The organism is Nesterenkonia sphaerica (assembly GCF_005771565.1).
In the GTDB taxonomy this organism is placed as follows: domain Bacteria; phylum Actinomycetota; class Actinomycetes; order Actinomycetales; family Micrococcaceae; genus Nesterenkonia; species Nesterenkonia sphaerica.
Map to the genome: position 1 here is coordinate 16,142 of NZ_VAWA01000006.1, position 22,560 is coordinate 38,701.

Genomic DNA, 22,560 nt, shown 5'->3' on the forward strand with positions numbered 1-22,560 from the left:
ATCGGAGGAGGAGCTAAGCGCGCCGGCGCCGCAACACCTGGTCCAAATTAATGGATTCCTCCTCGGCAGGCCGGACCTCGGGTTTCTCCGGGCTGGCTGCGGATTGTTTGAGCTTGACCTCGCTCGAGGGTGCCGGGGCAGGTTCCTCCAATGGCTCCGGCTCCGGGCGCTCGGCCTTGGCGGCCACCATGTAGTGTGCCGCCGGGACGCTGCGCACCTCCCACGGCTCGGCCGGGGCCGCACTGGGACGGAGGGACTCCAGCTGCTGCTGTGCTGACTTCTGGGCGGAGCTGTGCGCTCCGAACAGCCGCTCAGGGCTCTCCGGAAGCCCGTCGGCGTCGATGCTCACCAGCGAATCTGGTCCGCCTCTGCCGGTCCGATCACCGCTGAGCGCGTCGAAGGGCCCGGTGCGCCGCTGTTCCGCAGCGCCGGCGCGCACATCCGCTGAAGCTGCGTCAGTCTGAGCCACTGCCTCCGGTGACTGCTGCGGTGGGGGGCCCATCGCCTCGCGCATGGCCTGTTCCACCCGCTGTCTGCGCTGGGTGCGCCGCCGCACCACTGCGGAGACCCGCAGGCTGGCCAGCGCGGCCACCAGCACCAGCGCACAGATAGCGGGGACCGCCCAGCTCAGCCCCGCGAGGAACGGAGCCGCGACGGCGGTCCCGATGCCGCCGAGCAGCGCCAGCAGCGCCGTGGCCGCCAGGATGCTGCGGCCCCAGTGGATCCGGAAGCCCGGCGCACTCGGTGCAGCTGCCGCCGGGGTGTCAGCGGCGGCGTCGTCGTGGGTATGTCTCCTGCTCATTGTCTTCCCCTTGTTCTCGCGTTCAGCGCCTGGCAGCCCTCGGCTGCGGTATACGAATCTGCGCCCGGCCCGAGCCTGACGCGTGGTCAGCCCCTGGCCCTTGGGGCCGGCCTGGGCGGGCAGCCGTTGAGCTCTCAGTATCAGCGCCGCCAGGAAGAGCCCCGCGACCAGAGGAATGAGAACTGAGGAGTGGATCGGCAGGCTCGGGATCAGCTCTATGAACCCGGTCAGCTGCGGAGGCAGGCTCAGCGTCATGGAGATCACCACCTGCCCTGGGGTCTCAACAGTGCAACTCTGCAGCGACGGGGTGCCGCTGATCCTCCAAGCGTATCGAAGGGATGGCCCGCGCCACGACATATACACGAACCGCTGTGACATCGCCCCGGTGCGTGGGCAAGAATGGCCCCATGACTGTAGCGAACCCCGCGAAGCACTTCGCCCCTGATCGGGTGGCCATCATCGGTGGCGGACCCGGTGGATACGAGGCGGCCATGGTGGCCGCCGACGCCGGAGCCGAGGTGACGATCATCGAGGACCAGGGCATGGGCGGTTCAGCGGTGCTGACCGACGTCGTGCCGTCAAAGACGCTGATCGCCACCGCAGATGCGATGCGCCGGGTCAACGCCTCAACCGACTTCGGAGTGCGCTTCGGTGAGACGGGGGAGGACAAGTACGAGACCTCCGCCTGGGCTGACTTCTCCAAGGTCAATGAGCGGCTGCTGAAACTGGCCAAGACGCAGTCCCGTGACATTCACCGTTCCCTGGAGGCGGCGGGGGTCAGGATCATTGCAGGCCACGGCCGGCTGGTCCCGCCGCACAGTGTGGAGGTCACCGCTGCCGACGGTGGGACCCAGCTGGTGGAGGCCGATGCGGTGATCGTAGCCACGGGTGCGCATCCGCGGGAGCTTCCCACCGCGACGCCGGACGGGGAGCGGATCCTGAACTGGACGCAGGCCTACAGCCTCACCGAGGTCCCCGAACACATGATTGTGGTCGGCTCCGGAGTCACCGGCGCGGAGTTCGCCTCCGCCTACCGCCGGCTCGGCGCGGAGGTCACCCTGGTGTCCTCCCGCGATCAGGTGCTCCCCGGCGAGGACTCCGATGCCGCTGCGGTGCTGGAGGACGCCTTCACTCGGGTGGGGGTGCGGGTCGCCGCCCGGGCCCGAGCGAATTCGGCCGAGCGGACCGCTGAGGGTGTCCGGGTCACCCTCAACACCGGCCAGGTGCTGGAGGGCTCCCACTGCCTGATGGCGGTGGGCGGGATCCCCAACACTGCCGGGCTCGGTCTCGAGGAGTGCGGGGTGGAGGTCACCCAGTCCGGGCATATCCGGGTCGACACCGTCTCCCGCACCACCGCAACCAATATCTACGCCGCCGGGGACTGCACCGGCATGCTCCCGCTGGCCTCCGTGGCGGCGATGCAGGGCCGGATCGCGGTGGCCCATATGCAGGGCGGGGCGGTGAAGCCGCTGCAGCTACACCGGGTGGCCTCCAATGTGTTCACCTCCCCGGAGATCGCCACCGTCGGGGTCACCCAGTCCCAGGTGGACGCCGGAAAGTACCAGTCCGATGTGGTGAAGCTGGACCTGGCCACCAATCCGCGGGCGAAGATGATGAATGTTCGGGACGGGTTCGTCAAGATTTTCGCCCGCCGCGGCTCCGGCACGGTCATCGGCGCGGTGGTCGTAGCGCCGCGGGCCTCCGAACTGATCTACCCCCTGGCGCTGGCGGTGACCCATAAGCTGCATGTGGATGACGTGGCCACCACCTTCACGGTCTACCCCTCACTGACCGGCTCGATTGCTGAGGCGGCGCGCCGGCTGCACCTGCATGTGCTCGACCCCGCCGAGGAGTGAGCGCACCGGGGTTAGGCTTGTGCCCATGAGCACCGACCACGACACCACACCCGGCTTCGGTCACGTCACCGCAGAGGCGGAGACTCAGGGTGGCCAGCTGCAGGACCCGGATGCGGCCAGCGTTCCGGCCAGCATTCCCACCAGCGACCCGACCAGCCTGCCCAACCAGCAGGCCGAGCACGCGGCCAAGACGCTGCTGCAGGCCGCCGGCATCGATCGGATCGACCTCGCCTGCACACTGGGGTCGGGGTGGGGCGAGGCCGCCGATCACCTCGGCGAGCTGGTCAGCGAGATCGACGCCGAGGACGTCCCCGGCTTCCACACCTCCGGGGTCCCGGGACACTCCGGGTCGCTGAAGATCATCCGCACCCCGGCGAATAAGCATGTGCTGGTCATCGGTGCCCGCACCCATTACTACGAGGGCCGCGGGGTCGACGCCGTGGCCCACGGGGTGCGCACCGCCGCAGCGGCCGGGGCCGGGGTGGTGGTGCTCACCAACGGGTGCGGCGGACTGAACCCGAAATGGACACCCGGGACTCCGGTGCTGATCGGCGACCACCTCAACCTCACCGGGACCTCCCCCCTGCGCGGGGCACACTTTGTGGACCTGACCGACCTGTACTCCCCGCGAATCCGCGGCCTGGCCCAGGAGCTCGACGCCTCCCTGGACGAGGGCGTGTACGCCCAGCTGCCGGGTCCGCACTACGAGACACCGGCAGAGATCGGGTACCTGCAGACCATCGGAGCCGACCTGGTGGGAATGTCCACCGCATTGGAAGCCATCGCCGCCCGGGCTGCGGGCATGGAGGTCTTCGGCATCTCCCTGGTCACCAATCTCGCCGCTGGCATCTCGGACCAGCCGCTGAGCCACCAGGAAGTCATCGATGCCGGCCAGGAGGCCGCGCCCCGCATCGCCACCCTGCTGGCCGGAATTATTCACAGCACCTTGGAGGCCAGCTGATGGCGACCCCGCTGCACAGTGACAAGCTGCTGACCACCGTGGCGCGGTGGATCGAGCTGGACCCGGATCCCCGCACCCGCACCGAGCTGACCGAGCTGCTCGACGACGCCCGCCAGGGCGGACAGGTGGCCTACGACTCCCTCGAGCGGCTGTTCGCCGGCCGGCTCGCGTTCGGCACCGCCGGACTGCGTGCGGAGCTGGGCCCCGGGCCGCTGCGCATGAACCGGCTGGTGGTACGGCAGACCGCCGTGGGCCTGTTGAAGTACGCCTCCGCGAAGCTCGCCTCCGCGCAGCGGATCGTCATCGGCTACGACGCCCGCTATCAGTCCGATGAGTTCGCCTTCGACACTGCTGCCATCTTCCGGGATGCCGGCTGGCAGGTCCACCTGTTCGATCACCCCGGGCCCACTCCCCTGCTGGCGCGGCAGATGCTGGTCCAGAACGCCGACGTCGGCGTGATGGTCACCGCCAGTCACAATCCCCCACAGGACAACGGGTACAAGGTCTACCTGGGCGGCGAACTGTCAGTACACCTGGAGCCCGACGGTCTCGGGGTGGGCGCACAGATCGTCTCACCGGTGGACCTGGAGATCGCCCGCACCATCGAGGCCGTGGTCCAGGAAGATTTCTCCACCGACTCTCCCGCCCCGGCGGTGCAGCCCACCGCCGAGGTCCCCCGCCCCACCGGGGTCAGCACCATCGGGGATCAGGCGCGGCGGCAGTACCAGCAGGAGGCGCTTGAGCTGCTGGACCCGCAGAAATACCCGCACCGGGATCTGCGGGTGGTGTACACGGCCATGCACGGCGTGGGTGGACAGGCGGTGACCGAGCTGCTGAAGGCGGCCGGGTTCGCAGACGTTGTCGCTGTTCCTGAGCAGTTCTCGCCCGACCCGGCCTTCCCCACCGCCGACTTCCCCAACCCCGAGGAGGCCGGGGCGCTGGACCTCGCGCTGCGCGCCGCGCAGGACCATGGCGCAGACCTGGTGCTGGCCAACGACCCGGATGCGGACAGGCTCTCCGCAGCGGTCTACGACTCCGCCGGTGAATCCTGGAGGCAGCTCTCCGGGGACGAGATCGGTGCGCTTCTGGGCCGGCACATCCTGGAGCGCGGCCCCCTGCGGGAGGGGTGGCAGAACGGACACGGTGAGACACGCCCAGTGATCGGGAGCTCAGTGGTCTCCTCCCGGCTGCTGGGAAATCTGGCCCAGTCCCGCGGGATGGGTCACGAAGAGACGCTGACCGGTTTCAAATGGTTGGCGCGGGTGCCGAACATCGTCTTCGGGTATGAGGAGGCGATCGGGTTCGACGTCGACCCGGTCCATGTCAGGGACAAGGACGGGATCTCTGCGGCACTGATCTTCTGTGAGCTCATCTCCGACCTCAAAGCCAAGGGCGCCACGGCGCTGAGCGTCTTGGACGAGATCGCCGCCGAGGCCGGCGTCCACGTCACCGGGCAGGTCACGATCCGTGTCGAGAACCTCGCGGATCTGGGACAGATCACCGCCGCACTGCGCCAGGAGCCCCCCACCGAGATCGCCGGCGATCCGGTAGTGGAGGCGCTGGACCTGCAATCAGAACCGCTGCCCGGCAAGGACTTCACCCCCGCGAAGTCCACCGACGCGCTGATCTACCTCACCTCCGCCGGCCACCGTGTGATTGTGCGGCCTTCGGGCACCGAGCCGAAGGTCAAATGCTACTTGGAGGCGGTGGCTGCCCCAGAGACACAGCAGCCGGAGGCGGTGGCCGCCGCCCGCGGCGACGCGCAGCAGCACCTGGAACGGATGCGCCGGGCCATGCACGAGATTCTTGGAAAGGACTGACCCTGTGACCACCACCCCCACACCAGAGAGTTTGGCCGGGCTCATCGATCACACCGCGCTGAAGCCGGACACCGATGAGGCGACCGTGCGCCGGGTCATCGATGAAGCGGTGACACACCGCTTCGCTGCGGTGTGCATCAACCCCAAATGGGTCCCGCTCACGGCTCAGGCGTTGGCTGGCACCGAAGTCAAGACATGCACAGTCGTGGGATTCCCGCTCGGGGCCACGACGACGGCGCAGAAAGTCTGCGAAACCCAGGAGTCGGTGGCTGCCGGTGCTGCCGAAATCGACATGGTGGTCGACATTGCCGACGCCAACGCTGGCGACCAGGAGGCGGTCCGGTCCCAGATTGCGGCGATTGCCGCGGCCGCGCATGCCGGTGGCGCCCTGCTGAAGGTCATCCTGGAGACGGCGCTGCTCTCGGAGGAGGCGAAGGTGCTGGTGTGCCGGGCCGCAGCGGAGGCCGGGGCTGACTTCGTGAAGACCTCCACGGGCTTCGCCGGCGGAGGCGCGACTGTGGCCGACATCTCACTGATGCACCGTGAAGTCGGCGGCCGGTTGGGAATCAAGGCTTCAGGTGGGGTGCGGACCTACGACGACGCCGCCGCGCTGGTCCAGGCCGGAGCAACACGGATCGGAGCCAGCTCCTCACTTGATATTGTGGGAGCAGAGAGTTCAAGCACCGAGGACAGCTACTGACGGTTGCGTCCACGGGACTTACCAGCACGGGACTTATCACCACGGGACATAGAGGGAACGCATGATTGACGCACGCGGCCAGGTCAAGGCCTTTTCCGGACAGGGACACTTCCTGGGCAACATCGTTGCCTTCCTCTTCGTGTTCGGGCTGTTACTCGGTTCGATAGTGGCACTGAACTTCTGGGACTTGGATGCGGCATGGGGCCCCGGGCTGGCGTTTCTGGCTCTGTACACCGGGGCGTTCCTGGTCGCCAAAGAGGTGATCGGCCGCTCCGACACCTTGGACCATCAGGATCTTCACGGTGCCCACGGCGAACCGCTGGACGCCATGGCCTCCCGCCAGGCAGAGTCAGTGGCCCCGGCCGGGGAGCGCAAGCCCTCCGCCCAGCCCTGAGCTGATGCGGCCACGTTGATGCGGCCGAACTGAGGCGTCGGGCGCCGGGGTTACGCCTTCGGTGACTCCGCCGGCGTGAACAGCGCGTCGCAGACCTCATTGAGCCACGTCAGCAGCGGCCCGTCGGTGAGGTCCTCTCCGCCGATGCGTTTGGTGGTCGGTTTGGCCAACAGCACCTGCTTCATGGAGGCCTTGTGCTGGCCGTTGAACATGCGCTCCATGCGCAGCTGGCGGGATTCGGGCAGCTCCTCCACGGGAGCGAAGCGGATGAACTTACCCTGGGTGCCGACATCGGTGATTCCGGCCGCCCGGACACGATTGCGGAACCGTGCCACATCCACCAGGTTCTGCGCGGCACCGGGCAGCTCGCCGTAGCGGTCGGCCCACTCAGCGACCACCTGGCCGATCTTCTCCTCGGAGTCGGCGGCGGCGAGCTTGCGGTAACCCTCCAGCCGCAGCGGCTCAGAAGGCACGTAGCTCTCCGGCAGGTGAGCGTTGATCGGCAGTTCGATCTTGACCTCCTCCGGGTGGGTGTCCTCCTCACCGCGGTAGTCTGCCACCGCCTCTCCCACCATGCGCAGGTATAGGTCAAAGCCGACGCCTTCAATGTGCCCCGACTGCTCTCCGCCGAGCAGGTTGCCGGCACCGCGAAGCTGCAGATCCTTCTTCGCCAGCTGGAACCCGGCGCCGAGCTCGTTGTGCGCCGCCACAGCCTTGAGCCGTTCCAAGGCCTCCTCGCCCAATGGCTTCTCCGCCGGGTAAAGGAAGTATGCGTAGGCCCGTTCCCGGGACCGTCCGACCCTGCCGCGCAGCTGGTGGAGCTGACTGAGCCCGAAAGCGCTGGCCCGGTCAACGATCAGCGTGTTGGCGTTGGAGATGTCGAGTCCCGTCTCGATGATGGTGGTGGAGACCAACACATCGAAGCGCCGTTCCCAGAAGTCCTGGACGATCTGTTCCAGCTGGCTCTCCCCCATCTGGCCGTGGGCGACCTCGACCCGAGCCTCCGGGACCAGTTCGCGCACACGGGCGGCCACCCGGTCGATGTCCGCGACCCGGTTGTGCACATAGAAGACCTGACCTTCACGCATCAGCTCACGCCGGATGGCGGCCGAGATCTGCTTATCCGTGTACGGCCCCACATAGGTCAGGACCGGGTGGCGTTCCTCCGGCGGGGTGTTCAGCTCAGACGTTTCCCGGATCCCGGCCAGGGACATCTCCAAGGTGCGCGGGATGGGGGTGGCCGTCATGGCGAGGACGTCCACATTGGTGCGCATCTTCTTCAGCTGCTCTTTGTGCTCGACCCCGAAACGCTGCTCCTCATCGACCACCACCAGGCCGAGGTCCTTGAACTGGACGTCCTTGCTCAGCAGACGGTGGGTGCCGATCACCACATCAATGGTGCCCTCCTGCAGCCCGGCCATCACTTCCTTGGACTCCTTGGCCGTCTGGAACCGGGAGAGCGCACGCACCCGCACCGGGAATCCCGCGTAGCGTTCGGTGAACGTCTCATAGTGCTGGGTGACCAGCAGGGTGGTCGGCACCAGCACCGCCACCTGCTTGCCGTCCTGAACGGCCTTGAACGCTGCACGGATGGCGATCTCGGTCTTGCCGAATCCGACATCCCCGGAGATCAGGCGGTCCATGGGAACTTCTGCCTCCATATCCGCCTTCACCTGGTCCATGGCGGAGAGCTGGTCCGGCGTCTCCACGTAGGGGAACGCGTCCTCCAGCTCAGCCTGCCAGGGGGTGTCGGCGGCGTAGGCGTGTCCGCGGGAGGCCATCCGGGCGGCATAGAGCCGGATGAGCTCGGCGGCGATCTCCTTGACCGCCTTGCGCGCCTTGCGCTTGGTGGACGCCCAGTCGGAGCCGCCCATTTTGGACAGGCGGGGCTCGTCGCCGCCGACGTATTGGGAGACCTGGTCGAGCTGATCGGTGGGCACCATCAGCCGATCTTTGGGTGCGCCACGTTTGGAGGAGGCGTACTCCAGCACCATGTACTCCCGGATGCCCGCGGTTCCGGCACGGATCGCCTGTGGTGAACCCACCGGACGCTGAATCAGTTCCACGAACTGGCCGATTCCGTGCTGCTCGTGAACCACATAGTCCCCTGCGGCCAGCGACAGCGGGTCCACCGGGTTCTTCTTTCGGCGGGTCGCCCGGCGCTTGCCCGCCCCCGCGTCCTGACGGATGGCCCGCCCGAGCATCTCTGACTCGGTGAGCAGCGCCAGCTGCAGCGAGTCCAGAGCGAAACCTTCGGCGAGGTTCGCGGTGGTGACCGTGACCTGCCCCGGGGAGGGCGCGGCGTCGAGCGTTCCGGCCAGCTGATGAGGCACCTGGTGTTCGCCCAGCAGCTCCGCCACCCGTTGTGCCGAACCAGTTCCGGCGGTGGTGACCACCACTGACCAGCGGTCCTGGGCGCGGCCTGCGAGAAACTCCATGACCTGCTCCACCGAGCCGCGGTACCCGATGGGCGGCCGGGAGTCCAGAGAGACCAGGTCAGCGTCCTGCTCCAGATCGGTATCCAACCCCAGGGAGGTGATCGACCACCAGCCGGCCCCGGAGTCCAGTGAGGTTTCGCGGGTCTGGGTCAGAGTGGCGAACGCGCCGGATTCCAGCGCGGTTTGTTCCTGCGCAGTCTGTTCTTGGGCGGAGAGGTCGATGGGCGCTGCGGCGCCGTCGGAGCTGGCCTGCCAGGCCGCGGCCATGAACTCCTCATTGGTGGCGGCAAGGTCGTGGGCGCGGGTGCGGACCTTCTCCGGCTCAATCACGACCACCAGCGACCCCTCCGGCAGCTCACCGGTGAGCGGGACCATGGACTCGGCCAGCACCGGGGTCAGCGACTCCATGCCTTCCACTGCCTGGTGCTGGCTGATCTTCTCCAGCAGGTCCACCGCATGCGGCATGGAGCTCATCAGGCTCTTGGCCCGTTCAGCGATCCGGTCAGTGATCAGCAGCTCCCGGCACGGCACAGCATGCACCGCCTGCGGGGGGTCCTCCGCGTCGATCGAGAGCTGGTCAGCAACCGAGAAGTGCCTGAGCTGCTCGACCTCGTCGCCGAAGAACTCCACCCGGACCGGGTGGGTTTCATTGGGCGGGAAGACATCGAGGATCCCGCCCCGGACGGCGAACTCCCCGCGCCGGGTGACCATATCGACCCGGCTGTACGCGGCCGCGGAGAGCCCGGAGACGACCTCATCGAAGGCGTAGAACTCCCCCACCTTCAGTGTGACGGGTTCCAGGTCCCCCAGTCCGGCGACAATCGGTTGGATGGCCGCCCGGATCGGCGTCACCACCACATCCAGGCGCCCGGCCTGCTGGGGGTGTGCCAGCTGCCGTAGGATCCCCAGTCTGCGGCCCACGGTGTCCGACCGGGGAGAGAGCCGCTCATGCGGCAGGGTCTCCCAGGAGGGGAAGTGACCAACCTGCGCCTCGGGGGCGAAGCAGGTCAGCGCGGACTGCAGCTCATCGGCCTCACGGTCGGTGGCGGTGACAGCCAGCACCACGGCGTCGGGATGGTGCTGGCGCACCCCGTGGGCCACCTCGGCGAGCAGTGCCGGCCGTAGCCCCGAGGTGGAGGCGATCTGCAGCTCCGGGGTCCGCTGACCCGCCGGTCGGGATGCCGCTGAGACCACACGGGCGTAGGACGACGACGCCGCCAGGGCGTCTCGCAGACCTTTCAGCGACACCGAAACACCTCATCCATTGCAGTCACGGAGAAAACGACCTGGCTTAGACTACCGGGAATGCGTCGGCCGCGGAGCGGTATCCTCAAGATGTGATCTCTCCCACCGGACGGCCCTGGCTGGATGAGCTGGCCTCAGCCGCAGAGCAGTTTACCGCTGCCCTGGCCGCCGCTGAGCAGGCACCCGCGGACTTGTCCTCACCAGTCCCCGCCTGCCCAGGGTGGACTCTGCAGGACCTGGGCGTGCATCTGGGCCGGGTCCACCGGTGGACGGCGGGGATCCTGCAGGGCGCCGATCCCCGGCAGCGACCCAACATCAAGCCAGCTGCCGGGCAGCTGCTGTCCGAGTGGTACTGCGCCGAGTCTGAAGCGCTGCGCCGGGCCCTGGCCGCAGCCGGACCGGATGCCCGGTGCTGGACGATGGCGGGTGAACAGCGCACAGCTGTGTTCTGGCAGCGCAGGCAGGTGCATGAAACGGTCGTTCACCTTTGGGATGCCCACCGGGCACTGGACCAGCGGATCGACCTTGACCCCGTATTGGCCTTCGACGGTGTCGCCGAGGTCCGGGATGTGATGTATCCACGCATGCGCAAGGCCGAGCGGGTGAAGCCGTTGACTCATGCTCTGGTCTTCTGCGCCGAGGATGTGGCGAGCCCGCCGGTGGTGATCGGCCACGCGCAGACCAGCCTCGAGGTGCGCGCCCCAGCGGTGACACTGATGCTGCTGGTATGGCAGCGGATTCCCTGGCGTCCCAGCTACGGAGACGCAGCCGCAGAGGGACTGGTGACACAGTCCTTGGTGCCGTAACCGCCCGGGCAGCGTGGAGCCGAGCTCAGTAGGATTCAGGTATGAGCAGATCGACGCCGCTCGGTGGTCTCGCCGGCGCACTGGGGCTGGAGATCCCCACGGTCGCAGCCCCAATGGCAGGTGGTCCGGGAACCCCGGAGCTGGTGGTCGCCGCCGCCGCAGCCGGGGGAATCGGTTTCCTGGCCGCCGGGTACAAGTCAGCCCACCAGCTCGCCGAGCAGATCACCCAGGTCCGGGCCAGCACTCCGCGGTTCGGAGTCAACCTCTTCGTGCCGAACCCGGTGCCGGTGGACCCAGCTGCCTACCGCGACTACCTGGACCTGCTGCGGCCATGGGCGGACCGGTTCGGCGTCGAGCTGCCCGAGCGTCCGCTAGAAGACGACGACGCCTGGCGGGAAAAGCACCAGCTCCTGGTGGACAATCCGGTGCCGGTGGTCAGCCTGACGTTCGGACTGCCCGAAAGGGAATCGATTGCCTCGCTCCAGAGAGCCGGGTCCCGGGTCCTGCAGACCGTGACGAGCGCGGCTGAGGCGCTGCGGGCGGAGGCCGTGGGGGTGGATGGGCTCATTGTGCAGTCGAGTCAAGCGGGCGGGCACTCAGGTTCCTGGACCCCGCGCCGGCACAGCGACGAGACCACCACGGTCGCCCTCGTGCGGCGCATCCGCGCGGTGTCCTCGCGTCCGATCTGGGCTGCCGGGGGCATTGTCAGCGCCTCTGATGTGCAGCAGGTTCTCACCGCCGGCGCCGAGGCCGCAATTATCGGTACGGCACTGCTCCGGACCCCGGAGAGCGGCGCCCACCCGGTGCATCAGCAGGCGCTGGCCGACGCCCACGGTGGAGAGACAGTCATGACCCGAGCGTTCTCCGGGCGTCCGGCGCGCGGTCTGCGCAATGCGTTCACCGATGAGTTTTCCGCAGCCGCGCCGCTGGGCTTTCCGGCGCTGCACCATCTGACCAGCCCGCTGCGCCGAGCCTCCGCCGCTGCGGGGGACCCGGCGGGGCTGAACCTGTGGGCCGGGACCGGTTGGCGAGCGGCGACCACTGAGCCTACCGGCGAGGTGCTGCGTCGTCTCGCAGCCAGGTGAGGTCTGCCGCCGCCGGTGCTGCGTACTCACCGGGAGCCCTCAACAGCTCAGCGCTGGTGGCCGAGATACTCCTGGACGTGCTGCACTTTAGCCGTGAGCTGGTCAGTGTGCCCGGGGCGGATATCTGCTTTCACCACGAGACTGACGCGGGGGCTGGTGGCGACGACCACGTCAGTGGCTCTCCGGATGACCTCGAAGACCTCCTCCCACTCCCCCTCGATGAGGGTGAACATGGAGTTCAGCTCGTAGGGCAGACCGGATTCTTCGACCACTCGGACTGCTGCAGCGACGGCTGCGGTCAGTGAGGCGTCGTCGTTCTCAGTGGTGGTGGGGGCGACGGAGAATGCGACTAACATGCCTTCCAGGCTAGGGCCCCGGCTCTGTGTTGTGAACCCACCCGGGACAACAGCCCTGCACGGGCTCTATCCTGAGCCCATGGGAGCTTTGCCAGTCTTTGACGACAGCGGGGTGCGCCGGGTCCTGTGCGTGGTGGCCCACCCTGACGATATGGAGTACGGCGGTTCCGCTGCGGTGGCGCGCTGGACAGCGATGGGAGTGGAGGTCTCCTACTTGCTGCTCACAGCCGGAGAGGCGGGGATGCGCAACGTCGAGCCCGCCAGTGCCGCCCAGCTGCGGATTCAGGAGCAGCGCCAGGCCTGCGGCGAGGTCGGCATGGAGGACCTGACAGTGCTGAGCCTGCCGGACGGGATGCTGCAGCCGGATCTGGAGACCAGGCGGCAGTTCGCCCGGCATATCCGCAGATTCCAGCCTGACGTGGTGTTCACCCAGCCCTGGGAACTGCAGGTGGCGTGGGGTCTGAACCACGCTGATCATCGGGCCACCGGCCTGGCCACCGTGGATGCGATCCGCGACGCAGACAACCCTTGGGTCTTCCGCGACCTGGTGGAGCAGGAGGGGCTGGAGCCCTGGGGCGCACAGTGGCTGCTGGTGCCCAATTCGGAGCCGGACTTCCTGATTGACGTCTCCGGGGAGCCGGTGGAGCAGGCCGTGCGCTCCCTGGAGGCCCACCGCGCGTATCTGGAGGCGCTGGGCGATCACCCGGAACCGCGGGAGATGATTGAGGGCATGACAGCTGCGGCCGCGCAACGCAGCGAGGACCCGTCTGTGACCCGCGCACTTGCGGTGGCCGCTTACCGCATGTGAGCCGGCGCTGCTGCTGGGGCAGACCCCCGGCAGCAGCCTGGTCTACCCTGCGGTGGGATCCGCAATGAACGCCATGAACAGCGGCCAGTTGGTCTCCTTGTGCACGATCCTCACCAGGTACGGGCGGTCCACCGTCATCTCCACGGCCTCCGGCGGTTCCACCGGCGCTGAGGTCACCCCCGCGACCTCGGTCACTGCCGCTGCCACCGTGCCCTGCTCATCAATGGTCAGCACCGCTTGGTGGGCGACCTGGCTGATTTCGACGGCCGGGTCGATCCGGGAGAGGTCGTTGCCCGCCACGGTCTCGACTGCCCCCATACCTTGAAGCAGCGACACCAGGACCTCACTGGTTTCTATGTCAACACGCGGCAGCGTGAGGTCCACAGCAGTCTCAGCCTCGCCGGCGAAGGCGGTGTCCACCGCCTCCCAGTCCTGCGCGGTCCAGTCCTGCAGGGTCCAGTCCTGCGCGGTCCAGTCCTGCATCGGAGCTTCGGTGCCAGTGCCGTTTCCGCTGGGTAGGACGATGTCCATGGCGAATGCCTCGGTGTAGGGCAGCCGGATGACCTGGGCGTCGTCGTGCTCGGTGTAGGCGGCCTCCAGCGTCTGCTGCATCATCTCAGCTTCGACGGTTTCACCCGCTGCGGTGGTGAAGTCCCGGTCTGTGGTCTGCGAGGGGTCAAACTGCATCTGCCACTGTGCGGCCATCAGGATGGCGTTCTGCAGCACGAAGACCAGCTCCGGGTCGGGTGTCTCCACTGCGGACTCCTCCACCAGGCCGCCGGTGTGCTCGTTCACCCACTCATCGAGCACCTGCTTGGACTCTGCGGAGGTGAAATCGGTCGTGACCATCCCGGCGTCGTAGGCGGAGGCCAGCACATCCAGGAACTCCTCCTCCGGTGCCGCAGCGTCGCTGAGCACCAACTGGTTGGCCAGATGCAGCAGCGGGGTGTCCGGGAGGTCCTCTTCCTGCACTAGAGCGGGGTCACCGTCGTAGGTCAGCACTGCGGCCTGGAGCGCGCTGAACGCCTCTGTCCGCTCCGTTCCGGACGCGCCGAGCAGGTCAGCGAGCTCGTCAGCGGCCGGACCGGCAGCTCCTTCGGCGAGCATGGCCAGCGCCACCAGGATCGACGCCGGGGAAAGCACCACGTTCTGCTGCTGCGCCACCTCCGCGAGAGACTCGGCACCGAACTCGGTGGTGGCGCTGACCACCTCCTGGAGCGCGGCGGCCTCACTGAGCGAGGCCGGCTCATACTCCTGGCCTGAGCGCAGCTGCTGTGTAGGTTCTGCGGCGCAGGCGGTCAGCGCCAGCAGCGCGGCAAGGCCGGCCCCGCCTGCCAAGATGCGATGGGGGTGCATGTACTGATGGTACGCGGTGGTCTGCTCAGGCTGCCGGTGTTCCGGAGGGCTCGGGGTCAGCCCTCTTGCGAAGGTGGAGACTGAGCTCATACGCCGCCAGTGTGAACACCCACAGGGCGGTCACAGGGACCACGAACCAGAGCATGGCAGCGCTGAAGGGCCCCAGGGCGTCGTGACCGGCGGCGTCCAGGATCAGGTAAGCGACGTAGGCCATGTACATACCGGTGAGCACGAATCCTTCCCAGCGGGCGATGGCCTGCCCGGTGAACGCCAGTGGCAGCAGGACGAGGGCGACGGCGACCATGACGGGAAGGTCGAAGTTCACCGCTGCTGAATCCACTCCTACTCCGGTGGGCGAGACAATGCTGGTCAGACCCAACACCGCACCGATGTTGAAGATGTTGGAGCCCACCAGGTTGCCCACAGCCATATCGCGTTCGCCCCGGACTGCGGCGATCACCGACGTCGCCAATTCCGGAAGCGAGGTGCCCACTGCGACCACTGTCAGTCCGATGATGAGGTCGCTGACGCCCAGGGCGGAGGCAATCGCGGTGGCTGAGCGGACCAAGAACTGTGCGCCGATCACCAGCATGACGACCCCGAGGCCGATCAGGATCAGGTCCACTGTGGTGGCGCGCAGTGTGGTCGCCCGCAGGGTGGCGGTCAGTCTTCCGGCACCCTGGTCCAGGATTCCCTCCACCCCCAGCTGGGGATCATCCCCTTGCCTTGCCCGACGCCGGGCGTACCAGACAGTGCCCACCAAGTAGACCACGAGCAGACCCAGCAGGATCACCCCGTCCACCAGGGAGAAGCCGCCGTCGAACGCCAGCAGCAGCGCCAGCAGGGAGAAGCCGATCATGATGGGGATATCAGCTTTGATCAGCTGCACTTTCACCAGCAGTGCACCGAATACGGCCGTGAGACCCATGACGAAGAGGATGTTGGCGATATTGGACCCGACCACATTGCCCACAGCCAGGCCCGGGGAACCGCTCAGCACGGCGCCCATGCTCACCGCCAGCTCGGGCGCGGAGGTAGCAAACGCGACCACCGTCAGGCCGATGATCAGTGAGGAGAGGCCGACGGTCTTGCCCAGAGAGGCGGCGCCGCGCACCAGCGCTTCGCCCCCCAGCACGAGGAGGACAAAACCACTGATCAGCAGGATGATACTCAGGAGGGTCACCAGGAACATATTACTCAGTGCCCGCGAGGTGGGAAGTGCTGGTCCTCCCGCCGGCAGTGCCGGTGTGCCGCTAGGATGACTACAGCAATGCTGGCATCCCCAAAGCCCAGGAGGAACTGTGGCCATCGAAGCTGAACGAGTGATCCCCCACTCTGTGGAGAACATTGTCGAGGCGTACGCCACCGAGGCGTTTCATTCGCATTTGGCCGCCAAAGTCGGCTCAGAGCTGAAGAGCTTCGAGGTGAACCGAGCCGCCGACGGCAGCGTCGTGATCACGTCGGTGCAGGCCATGGGAGCTGAGAAGCTGCCCGATTTGGCGCGCAAAGTGGTCAAGGGCACAGTCACTGTGAATATCACCGACACGTGGGGCGCCCCGGACGCTGGCGGGTCACGCCGGTCCGACACCGTGGTGAATGTCAACAATGTGCCGGTGAAGGCTGTGGCGTCCCAGAACCTGCATGCACGCAGCAGCAGCGAGACGTTGGCCACTGTCCGCGGCGACGTGGACATCAAGATTCCGCTGCTGGGGAAGAAGCTGAAAGCTCAGGCCGAACCGCATATGGCGAAGTTCATCCAGCTGCAGGCCACCGAGGTGAGCAAGTTCATCGACGCCCAACGCTGAGCTGCGATGCGCCTGTGGGGTCAGTGGAATTTGTTCTGGGCGGTGGTCAGATCCTCCAGCAGCACTGACTCCACGGCGTCGGCGGCGCGGCCGACCACCTCAGGGAGCTCCTTCATCTCCTGCGCGGAGTAGTTCTGCAGCACGTAGGCGGCGGTGTCCATCCGCCCCGGGGGCCGGCCGATTCCCACCCGTACCCGGATGTAGTCACGGTCACCGCCGAGGTGCTCAGTGATGGACTTCAGACCGTTGTGCCCACCTTCGGAGCCCCCGCGCTTGAGTTTGAGCCGGCCGAAGTCCAGGTCAAGCTCGTCGTGAACGACGACCAGTTGATGGGCAGGGACAGAGAAATAGTCCATGACTTTGCGCAGGGGTTTGCCGGAGACGTTCATGTAGCCCTCAGAAACGGCGAAGACCACTCTGGGGCCGCCGTCACCAAGCCGGGCGCCGACCGCCTTCGCCCCTACTTTGGTGCGCTGATACTGCGCCCCCATCCTTTCGAGGAGGTCATCCAGCACCACCTGGCCAATATTGTGCCGGGTGCCCTGGTAGCGGGTCCCGGGATTTCCCAGGCCCGCTACCAGCCACGTGTTCTCTGCCATGGTCACAGCCTAAAGCACCAGACTCCGGAGGGTCACTCGGAGTCGTCGCCTGCGGCTTCCTCGGTCTCGCCGGCCTCGCCCTCAGCGTCCTCTTCGCCGGCTTCGGTCTCAGCGTCCTCGTCCTCCAGCGGCTGCTCCTGCGGCTCATGGATGGAGACAATGGGGGACTCGAGGTCGGCCAGGGCCAGCTCTGCACCCTCAGGCAGGATCAGGGACTCCGGCAGCGCGTTTTCATCACGGCCGGTGATGTCGATGCTGACCGACTCGGGGAGGTTCAGCGCATCGGCCTCCACCGGAACGGTGGGCTGGTCGAGGATGAACTCGAAGCCTTCGGCGGGCTCGCCGATCACCTCGACGGGCACGTCCACGACGATCTTCTCGCCCTTGCGCACAGCCAGGAGGTCCATATGCACAATGAACGGCTTGATGGGGTCGCGCTGGATGTCCTTCGGGACCACCATGGCCTCGTCACCCTCAATGTCCAGGGTGATCAGCGCGTTGGGGTTGCGCACAGCCAGCGCGGTCTCATGGCCGGGCAGCACCACGTGCCGCGGGTCATCCCCGTGGCCGTAGATCACAGCAGGGATCTGGTCGGCGCGGCGAGCGCGGCGGGCCGCACCTTTGCCAAATTCGGTGCGCACTTCGGCGGAGATGAGAATCTTGTCAGCCATCAGAAATTCCTTCTACAGTTCGGGAGCGTTTCGCCAGGCTGAACTGAAAGGAGAGAGATCGACGGCGCCAGAGGCCGTCAGTGGTCACTCACCCCGTCGATCACGGCGCTGCCTCGTATCGGTCAGCACCCTCGCCTGGGCACAGCTGCCTAGTATACACCCTAGGCTTTGCCGTCGAAGAGCGTGGTGACGGATCCGTCGGTGAAGACTTCCTTGATCGCCCGGGCGAGGATCGGCGCGATGGAGAGCACTGTCAGCTGCTCGAAGCGCTTTTCCGCCGGGATCGGCAGCGTGTTGGTCACCACCACCTCGCGGGCTCCGCAGGTGGCCAGCCGCTCCGCGGCCGGGTCGGTGAGGATGGCGTGGGTCGCGGCGATGATCACACTCTTGGCGCCGGCTTCTTTGAGGATGGACACTGCCCCCGCAATAGTGCCGCCGGTGTCGATCATGTCATCGATCAGTACGCAGGTCCGGCCCTCGATCTCACCCACGACCTGTTTGGAGACCGCACGGTTGGGCTGGGTGAGATCACGCGTCTTGTGCACGAACGCCAGCGGCACCCCGCCGAGCCGGTCGGCCCACCGCTCGGCGACTCGGACGCGCCCGGTGTCCGGGGAGACGACCGTCACCTCCTCGCCGGCGACCTGCTCCCGGATATGGTCTGCCAGCAGCGGAATGCCGAACAGGTGGTCCACGGGGCCGTCGAAGAACCCTTGGATCTGGTCGGTGTGCAGGTCCACGCTCATGATCCGGTCAGCGCCGGAGGCTTTGTACAGGTCCGCGACCAGGCGAGCGGAGATGGGTTCCCGCCCGCGGCCCTTCTTGTCCTGGCGGGAGTATGGGTAGAACGGGGAGACCACTGTGATCCGCTTCGCGGAGGCCCGCTTCATGGAGTCGATCATCAGGAGCTGCTCCATGAGCCAGTTGTTCAGCGGCGCCGGGTGGGACTGAAGCAGGAAGACGTCCTTGCCGCGAACCGAGTCGGAGGAGCGCACGTAGATCTCTCCGTTGGCGAAGTCGTAGGCGCTCATCGGCAGCAGCTCGGTGCCCAGCTCCTGGACGATCTCCTGCGCCAGCTCCGGATGCGCCCTGCCCGAAGCAATGACCATCGTCTTCTCAGTGCTCTGCCTGATCTCGTCCATGCTCGGGTGTTCCTACTTTCAGTCCGTGGCGGTGGGGGCGTCGTCGTTGGTGGTGTGGTGCGGAGTCTCAGCTGCCTGCGCGGCGTCGGCAGCTCGGGCGGCGGCAGACCCGGGGCGTTTGGCCTTCACCCAGCCCTCAGCGTTGCGCTGAGGCGCCACCGACACTGCGAGCGCACCAGGTGGCACCGGCTTGCGCACCACGGCTCCGGCTGCGGTGTAGGCGCCGTCGCCGATCTCCACCGGGGCGATGAACACCGTGTTGGAACTGGTGCGCACATGGGAGCCGATCACTGTGCGGTGCTTCTGCTCCCCGTCATAATTGGCGGTGATGTTGCCGCAGCCGATGTTGGTGTACTCCCCGATGGTGGTGTCACCGGCGTATCCCAGATGGGAGAGTTTGGAGCCGCGGCCCACGGTGACGTTCTTGGTCTCGTAGAACGCACCGATTTTGCCGTCCTCGCCGAGCACGGTGCCCGGACGCAGGTAGCTGAAGGGACCTACTGCGCTTCCAGCACCGATAGCTGCCCCGGTGGCGTGGGTGCGGGTGACTTCGGCTGCTTCTCCGACCGTGACATCGCGCAGCGTGGAGTCTGGGCCGACCACGGCATCCCGGGCGATATGTGTGCTGCCGTGCAGCTGGGTGCCGGGCAGGACGGTGGTGTCCTCCTCGAGGGTGACGGTGGCGTCAATCCAGGTGGTGGCGGGGTCGATGACCGTGGTGCCGGCCCGCATGGCCGCAACCACGGTGCGCCGGTTGAGCTCGGCTCCCAGAGCTTGGAGCTGCACCCGGTCATTGGCCCCTTCCACCTGCCAGCGGTCCTGGGTCACCAGGGCGGAGACGCGGCGGCCGGAGGCGCGGGCTATGGAGAGCACGTCGGTGAGGTACTTCTCGCCCTGGGCGTTGTCGGTGGACACTTCGCGCAGGGCCTGGGTCAGTGCTGCGGCGTCGAAAGCGTAGATGCCGGAGTTGATCTCGCGCACCTGCCGCTGCGCCTCGTCAGCGTCCTTCTGCTCGACGATGCCGATCACCTCCTCCCCGGAGCGCAGCACCCGGCCGTATCCGGTGGGGTCCTCCAGCTCTGTGGTGAGCACCGTGACGGCACTGGCGGTGGACTGATGCTCGGCGACCAGCTCGCGCAGCAGCTCCGGTGTCAGCAGCGGCACGTCGCCGTAGGTGACCACGACTGTGCCGGAGTCGGCGCCGATTCCCCGGGCGGTGAGCGCCTGCAGTCCGCACTCGACCGCGCGTCCGGTGCCCGGGATCTCATCCTGGTCGGCCAAGACTACGTCCGGGTCCATCTCCGTGATGTGCTCAGCGACCTTTTCCCGCTGGTGGCGGACCACAGCGACCAGGTGCTCCGGTTCCAGGGCCCGGGCCGCGGCGAGGGCGTGCCCGATCATGGACCGCCCACCCAGCGGGTGCAGAATCTTGGGAGTCCGTGACTTCATCCGGGTGCCGGCGCCGGCGGCCAGCACAATGACTGCGGTGGGACGGGCGGCGGTGTCTGGCACGTGAAATCTCCTGCAATCATTCTCGACGAGCTCCGCCACTAGGACTCGAACCTAGACTATCGGTACCAAAAACCGGTGTGCTGCCTTTACACCATGGCGGATGGAGCGCTCGCGGCGCGGCTTACATGGTACCGGTCTGCGCCGGAATTTCAGAACAGCTCGGAATCTCAGAACAGCTCGGGATCAGAACGGCACTGTGCGCCCTTGGCTGTTCTCCTCCCACGCCAGGGAACCTAGAGCAGGGCGGAGAACGCGCCAGCTCCGATGCTGAGGATCAGCAGGGCCACCATCATCAGGGCCACAAAGCGTGTGGCAGGCGTGACCTTCATCGGCGTCATCTCCTCTACGTCCTTTGGGGGGTCCCGCGTGCACCCTATCAGCCGGTGACCTCGACAAGCTCCAGCCAGCGCTCCTCGAGCTCTTCCACCTCCGCGGCAAGGCCCTGGCGCTGGCTGGTGAGCTCGCTGAGGCCTTCGAAGTCGCTCTGGTCGTGGGCAGCTAAGTCCGAGTCCAGCTCGCGCAGCTGCGCGGTGAGTTTTTCCACCTTCCGTTCGATGGAGGAGGCTTCCTTCTGGGCGGCCCGGCGCTGCGCTCCGGAGACCTCCGGAGCCTCCCGGTTCTGACCTGCGGGCGCTGCGACGGGAGCCTGCCGGGCTTCAGCGGTGGACTCCAGCTGCTGCCTGAGCCTGAGGTATTCGTCCACCCCGCCGGGCACGTGCCGGAAGGTGCCTCCGAGAATGGCGTACTGCTGGTCGGTGACGCGCTCGAGCAGGTACCGGTCGTGAGAGACCACCAGCAGGGTGGCGGGCCAGGAGTCCAGCAGGTCTTCGATCGCGGCGAGCATGTCCAAGTCCACATCATTGGTGGGCTCATCAAGAATCATCACGTTCGGCTCGCTCAGCAGCACCAGCAGCAGCTGCAGACGACGCCGCTGCCCGCCGGAGAGATCACCGACACGGGAGGACAGGTGCGCACGGGAGAACCCCAGCCGCTCCAGAAGTTGGGCGGGAGTGAGGTTCTTGCCCTCGACAGTGACTTCCGTCTTCTCTCTGGCCAGTACCTCCCGCACCCGGTCGCCCTCAATCTCGGCCAGCTGGGAGAACTGCTGGTCGAGGATGCCGATTTCCACCGTCTTGCCCCGTTTGACGCGCCCTGCGCTGGGCTCAACGGTGCCGGCGACGAGCCCCAGCAGAGTGGATTTTCCGGCGCCGTTGGGGCCGAGGATCCCGGTTCGCTCCCCAGGACCGATCCGCCAGGTGACGTCTTCCAGCACCGGCTTCTGTCCGTAGGAGACTGAGACCCCCAGCAGGTCCACCACATCCTTGCCGAGCCGAGCTGTGGCCATCTTCTTCAGCTCGATGCTGTCCCGCGGCGGGGGGACGTCGCTGATGAGCTGGTTCGCTGCGTCGATCCGGAATTTCGGCTTGGAGGTGCGCGCGGGCGCGCCGCGGCGCAGCCACGCGAGTTCCTTGCGCATCAGGTTCTGCCGTTTGGCCTCTACCGCGGCCTGCTGACGGTCACGCTCCACCCGCTGCAGAATATAGGCGGCGTACCCGCCGTCGAACGGTTCCACGATGCCGTCATGGACTTCCCAGGTGGTGGTGCAGACCTCGTCGAGGAACCACCGGTCGTGAGTGATGACCAGCAGCCCGCCTGCGGTGACGCTCCACCGGCGTTTCAGGTGACCTGCCAGCCAGGCAATGCCTTCGAGGTCCAGATGGTTGGTGGGCTCGTCCAAGGCCATCAGGTCCCAGTCCCCGACCAGAAGTTTGGCCAGTGCCACGCGCCGCCGCTGGCCACCGCTGAGCGAGGCCACGGTGGTGTCCCAGGCGAGGTCAGAGACCAGCCCAGCGATGACTTCCCTGATCTTGGGATCCGAGGCCCACTCGTGGTCGGCCTGGTCTCCGACGATCGAGTACCCCACCGTCTGGTCCGAGCGCAGGTCATCAGACTGGTCCAAGACTCCGAAGCGCACGCCGCTGCGCCGGGTCACTCGGCCGGAATCCGGCGCCACCCTGCCGGAGAGCATGCCCAGCAGCGTGGATTTGCCCCCACCGTTGCTGCCCACGATGCCGATCCGGTCACCCTCGTTCACCCCGAGAGTGACGGATTCGAAGACAGTGTGCGTGGGGTACTCGATGTGCAGCGCCTCAGCGCCCAGTAGATGTGCCACCTGTCTAGGGTAGTGACCCTGCCCGCTGCGG

General features: G+C 67.0%; 19 protein-coding genes and 1 tRNA gene. 9 read left to right on the plus strand and 11 right to left on the minus strand.

Annotated elements, in window-relative coordinates:
* Positions 1-13: 13 nt before the first annotated feature.
* A complete protein-coding gene (locus tag FEF27_RS06000) occupies positions 14-1,057 on the minus strand; it encodes a hypothetical protein (protein WP_138169949.1) in 1,044 nt (347 codons plus the stop codon).
* Between the two features lie 152 nt (positions 1,058-1,209).
* Here FEF27_RS06000 and FEF27_RS06005 point away from each other — a divergent pair, with 152 nt between their 5' ends.
* From FEF27_RS06005 to FEF27_RS06025, 5 genes are all read left to right on the plus strand, one after another.
* Entirely contained in the window at positions 1,210-2,658 is a 1,449-nt protein-coding gene (locus FEF27_RS06005) for an NAD(P)H-quinone dehydrogenase (protein ID WP_138169950.1), read from the plus strand.
* A gap of 25 nt (positions 2,659-2,683) precedes the next feature.
* A complete protein-coding gene (locus FEF27_RS06010; protein WP_138169951.1) occupies positions 2,684-3,619 on the plus strand; it encodes a purine-nucleoside phosphorylase in 936 nt (311 codons plus the stop codon).
* Complete coding sequence (locus FEF27_RS06015) at positions 3,619-5,439, plus strand: phospho-sugar mutase (protein WP_138169952.1); 1,821 nt, start codon at positions 3,619-3,621, stop codon at positions 5,437-5,439. The genes FEF27_RS06010 and FEF27_RS06015 overlap by 1 nt, the downstream gene beginning before the upstream one ends.
* Before the next feature lie 4 nt (positions 5,440-5,443).
* Positions 5,444-6,139: a deoxyribose-phosphate aldolase gene (gene deoC / locus FEF27_RS06020; protein ID WP_138169953.1), complete on the plus strand. Its 696-nt coding sequence runs from the start codon at positions 5,444-5,446 to the stop codon at positions 6,137-6,139.
* Between the two features lie 61 nt (positions 6,140-6,200).
* On the plus strand, positions 6,201-6,533 hold the full coding sequence (locus tag FEF27_RS06025) for a hypothetical protein (RefSeq protein ID WP_138169954.1): 333 nt from the start codon (positions 6,201-6,203) through the stop codon (positions 6,531-6,533).
* A gap of 50 nt (positions 6,534-6,583) precedes the next feature.
* Here FEF27_RS06025 and mfd read toward each other — a convergent pair whose 3' ends face one another.
* Positions 6,584-10,219 carry a transcription-repair coupling factor gene (gene mfd / locus FEF27_RS06030; protein ID WP_138169955.1) on the minus strand — a complete coding sequence of 1,212 codons (3,636 nt, stop codon included), beginning with the start codon at positions 10,217-10,219 and terminating at the stop codon, positions 6,584-6,586.
* A gap of 89 nt (positions 10,220-10,308) precedes the next feature.
* Here mfd and FEF27_RS06035 point away from each other — a divergent pair, with 89 nt between their 5' ends.
* Positions 10,309-11,022: a maleylpyruvate isomerase family mycothiol-dependent enzyme gene (locus FEF27_RS06035; RefSeq protein WP_138169956.1), complete on the plus strand. Its 714-nt coding sequence runs from the start codon at positions 10,309-10,311 to the stop codon at positions 11,020-11,022.
* A 41-nt stretch (positions 11,023-11,063) separates the two neighbouring features.
* Positions 11,064-12,107: an NAD(P)H-dependent flavin oxidoreductase gene (locus FEF27_RS06040; RefSeq protein ID WP_138169957.1), complete on the plus strand. Its 1,044-nt coding sequence runs from the start codon at positions 11,064-11,066 to the stop codon at positions 12,105-12,107.
* A gap of 47 nt (positions 12,108-12,154) precedes the next feature.
* Here the strand turns inward: FEF27_RS06040 and FEF27_RS06045 are convergent, their stop codons facing one another.
* On the minus strand, positions 12,155-12,463 hold the full coding sequence (locus tag FEF27_RS06045) for an MTH1187 family thiamine-binding protein (protein ID WP_138169958.1): 309 nt from the start codon (positions 12,461-12,463) through the stop codon (positions 12,155-12,157).
* A gap of 79 nt (positions 12,464-12,542) precedes the next feature.
* Between FEF27_RS06045 and FEF27_RS06050 the strand changes: the two genes are divergently transcribed.
* Positions 12,543-13,271 (plus strand): PIG-L deacetylase family protein, encoded by a 729-nt coding sequence (locus tag FEF27_RS06050; RefSeq protein WP_138169959.1) that lies wholly within the window; start codon positions 12,543-12,545, stop codon positions 13,269-13,271.
* 42 nt (positions 13,272-13,313) lie between these two features.
* Here the strand turns inward: FEF27_RS06050 and FEF27_RS06055 are convergent, their stop codons facing one another.
* Positions 13,314-14,717 carry a serpin family protein gene (locus FEF27_RS06055; protein WP_138169960.1) on the minus strand — a complete coding sequence of 468 codons (1,404 nt, stop codon included), beginning with the start codon at positions 14,715-14,717 and terminating at the stop codon, positions 13,314-13,316.
* On the minus strand, positions 14,653-15,810 hold the full coding sequence (locus FEF27_RS06060; protein ID WP_138169961.1) for a calcium/sodium antiporter: 1,158 nt from the start codon (positions 15,808-15,810) through the stop codon (positions 14,653-14,655). The genes FEF27_RS06055 and FEF27_RS06060 overlap by 65 nt, the downstream gene beginning before the upstream one ends.
* 118 nt (positions 15,811-15,928) lie before the next feature.
* Here FEF27_RS06060 and FEF27_RS06065 point away from each other — a divergent pair, with 118 nt between their 5' ends.
* Positions 15,929-16,432: a DUF2505 domain-containing protein gene (locus FEF27_RS06065; RefSeq protein ID WP_138169962.1), complete on the plus strand. Its 504-nt coding sequence runs from the start codon at positions 15,929-15,931 to the stop codon at positions 16,430-16,432.
* Positions 16,433-16,452: 20 nt separating this feature from the next.
* Here FEF27_RS06065 and pth read toward each other — a convergent pair whose 3' ends face one another.
* From pth to FEF27_RS06095, 6 genes are all read right to left on the minus strand, one after another.
* Positions 16,453-17,031, minus strand: a complete 579-nt coding sequence (gene pth, locus FEF27_RS06070) for an aminoacyl-tRNA hydrolase (protein ID WP_138169963.1) — start codon at positions 17,029-17,031, stop codon at positions 16,453-16,455.
* Positions 17,032-17,063: 32 nt separating this feature from the next.
* Positions 17,064-17,702, minus strand: a complete 639-nt coding sequence (locus FEF27_RS06075) for a 50S ribosomal protein L25/general stress protein Ctc (protein ID WP_138169964.1) — start codon at positions 17,700-17,702, stop codon at positions 17,064-17,066.
* 161 nt (positions 17,703-17,863) lie between these two features.
* Positions 17,864-18,844, minus strand: a complete 981-nt coding sequence (locus tag FEF27_RS06080; RefSeq protein ID WP_138169965.1) for a ribose-phosphate diphosphokinase — start codon at positions 18,842-18,844, stop codon at positions 17,864-17,866.
* Between the two features lie 18 nt (positions 18,845-18,862).
* On the minus strand, positions 18,863-20,356 hold the full coding sequence (gene glmU, locus FEF27_RS06085) for a bifunctional UDP-N-acetylglucosamine diphosphorylase/glucosamine-1-phosphate N-acetyltransferase GlmU (RefSeq protein ID WP_138169966.1): 1,494 nt from the start codon (positions 20,354-20,356) through the stop codon (positions 18,863-18,865).
* A gap of 30 nt (positions 20,357-20,386) precedes the next feature.
* A tRNA-Gln gene (locus tag FEF27_RS06090) sits at positions 20,387-20,457 on the minus strand.
* 275 nt (positions 20,458-20,732) lie between these two features.
* Positions 20,733-22,529 carry an ABC-F family ATP-binding cassette domain-containing protein gene (locus tag FEF27_RS06095; protein WP_138169967.1) on the minus strand — a complete coding sequence of 599 codons (1,797 nt, stop codon included), beginning with the start codon at positions 22,527-22,529 and terminating at the stop codon, positions 20,733-20,735.
* Positions 22,530-22,560 lie beyond the last annotated feature (31 nt).

What these genes read in the sequence shown, in the direction of transcription:
- FEF27_RS06000 (WP_138169949.1), bottom strand. Translation starts at nt 1,057, where the DNA reads ATGACGCTGAGCCTGCCTCCGCAGCTGACCGGGTTCATAGAGCTGATC.
- FEF27_RS06005 (WP_138169950.1), top strand. Translation starts at nt 1,210, where the DNA reads ATGACTGTAGCGAACCCCGCGAAGCACTTCGCCCCTGATCGGGTGGCC.
- FEF27_RS06010 (WP_138169951.1), top strand. Translation starts at nt 2,684, where the DNA reads ATGAGCACCGACCACGACACCACACCCGGCTTCGGTCACGTCACCGCA.
- FEF27_RS06015 (WP_138169952.1), top strand. Translation starts at nt 3,619, where the DNA reads ATGGCGACCCCGCTGCACAGTGACAAGCTGCTGACCACCGTGGCGCGG.
- FEF27_RS06025 (WP_138169954.1), top strand. Translation starts at nt 6,201, where the DNA reads ATGATTGACGCACGCGGCCAGGTCAAGGCCTTTTCCGGACAGGGACAC.
- FEF27_RS06040 (WP_138169957.1), top strand. Translation starts at nt 11,064, where the DNA reads ATGAGCAGATCGACGCCGCTCGGTGGTCTCGCCGGCGCACTGGGGCTG.
- FEF27_RS06045 (WP_138169958.1), bottom strand. Translation starts at nt 12,463, where the DNA reads ATGTTAGTCGCATTCTCCGTCGCCCCCACCACCACTGAGAACGACGAC.
- FEF27_RS06050 (WP_138169959.1), top strand. Translation starts at nt 12,543, where the DNA reads ATGGGAGCTTTGCCAGTCTTTGACGACAGCGGGGTGCGCCGGGTCCTG.
- FEF27_RS06055 (WP_138169960.1), bottom strand. Translation starts at nt 14,717, where the DNA reads ATGAGCTCAGTCTCCACCTTCGCAAGAGGGCTGACCCCGAGCCCTCCG.
- pth (WP_138169963.1), bottom strand. Translation starts at nt 17,031, where the DNA reads ATGGCAGAGAACACGTGGCTGGTAGCGGGCCTGGGAAATCCCGGGACC.
- FEF27_RS06075 (WP_138169964.1), bottom strand. Translation starts at nt 17,702, where the DNA reads ATGGCTGACAAGATTCTCATCTCCGCCGAAGTGCGCACCGAATTTGGC.
- FEF27_RS06080 (WP_138169965.1), bottom strand. Translation starts at nt 18,844, where the DNA reads ATGGACGAGATCAGGCAGAGCACTGAGAAGACGATGGTCATTGCTTCG.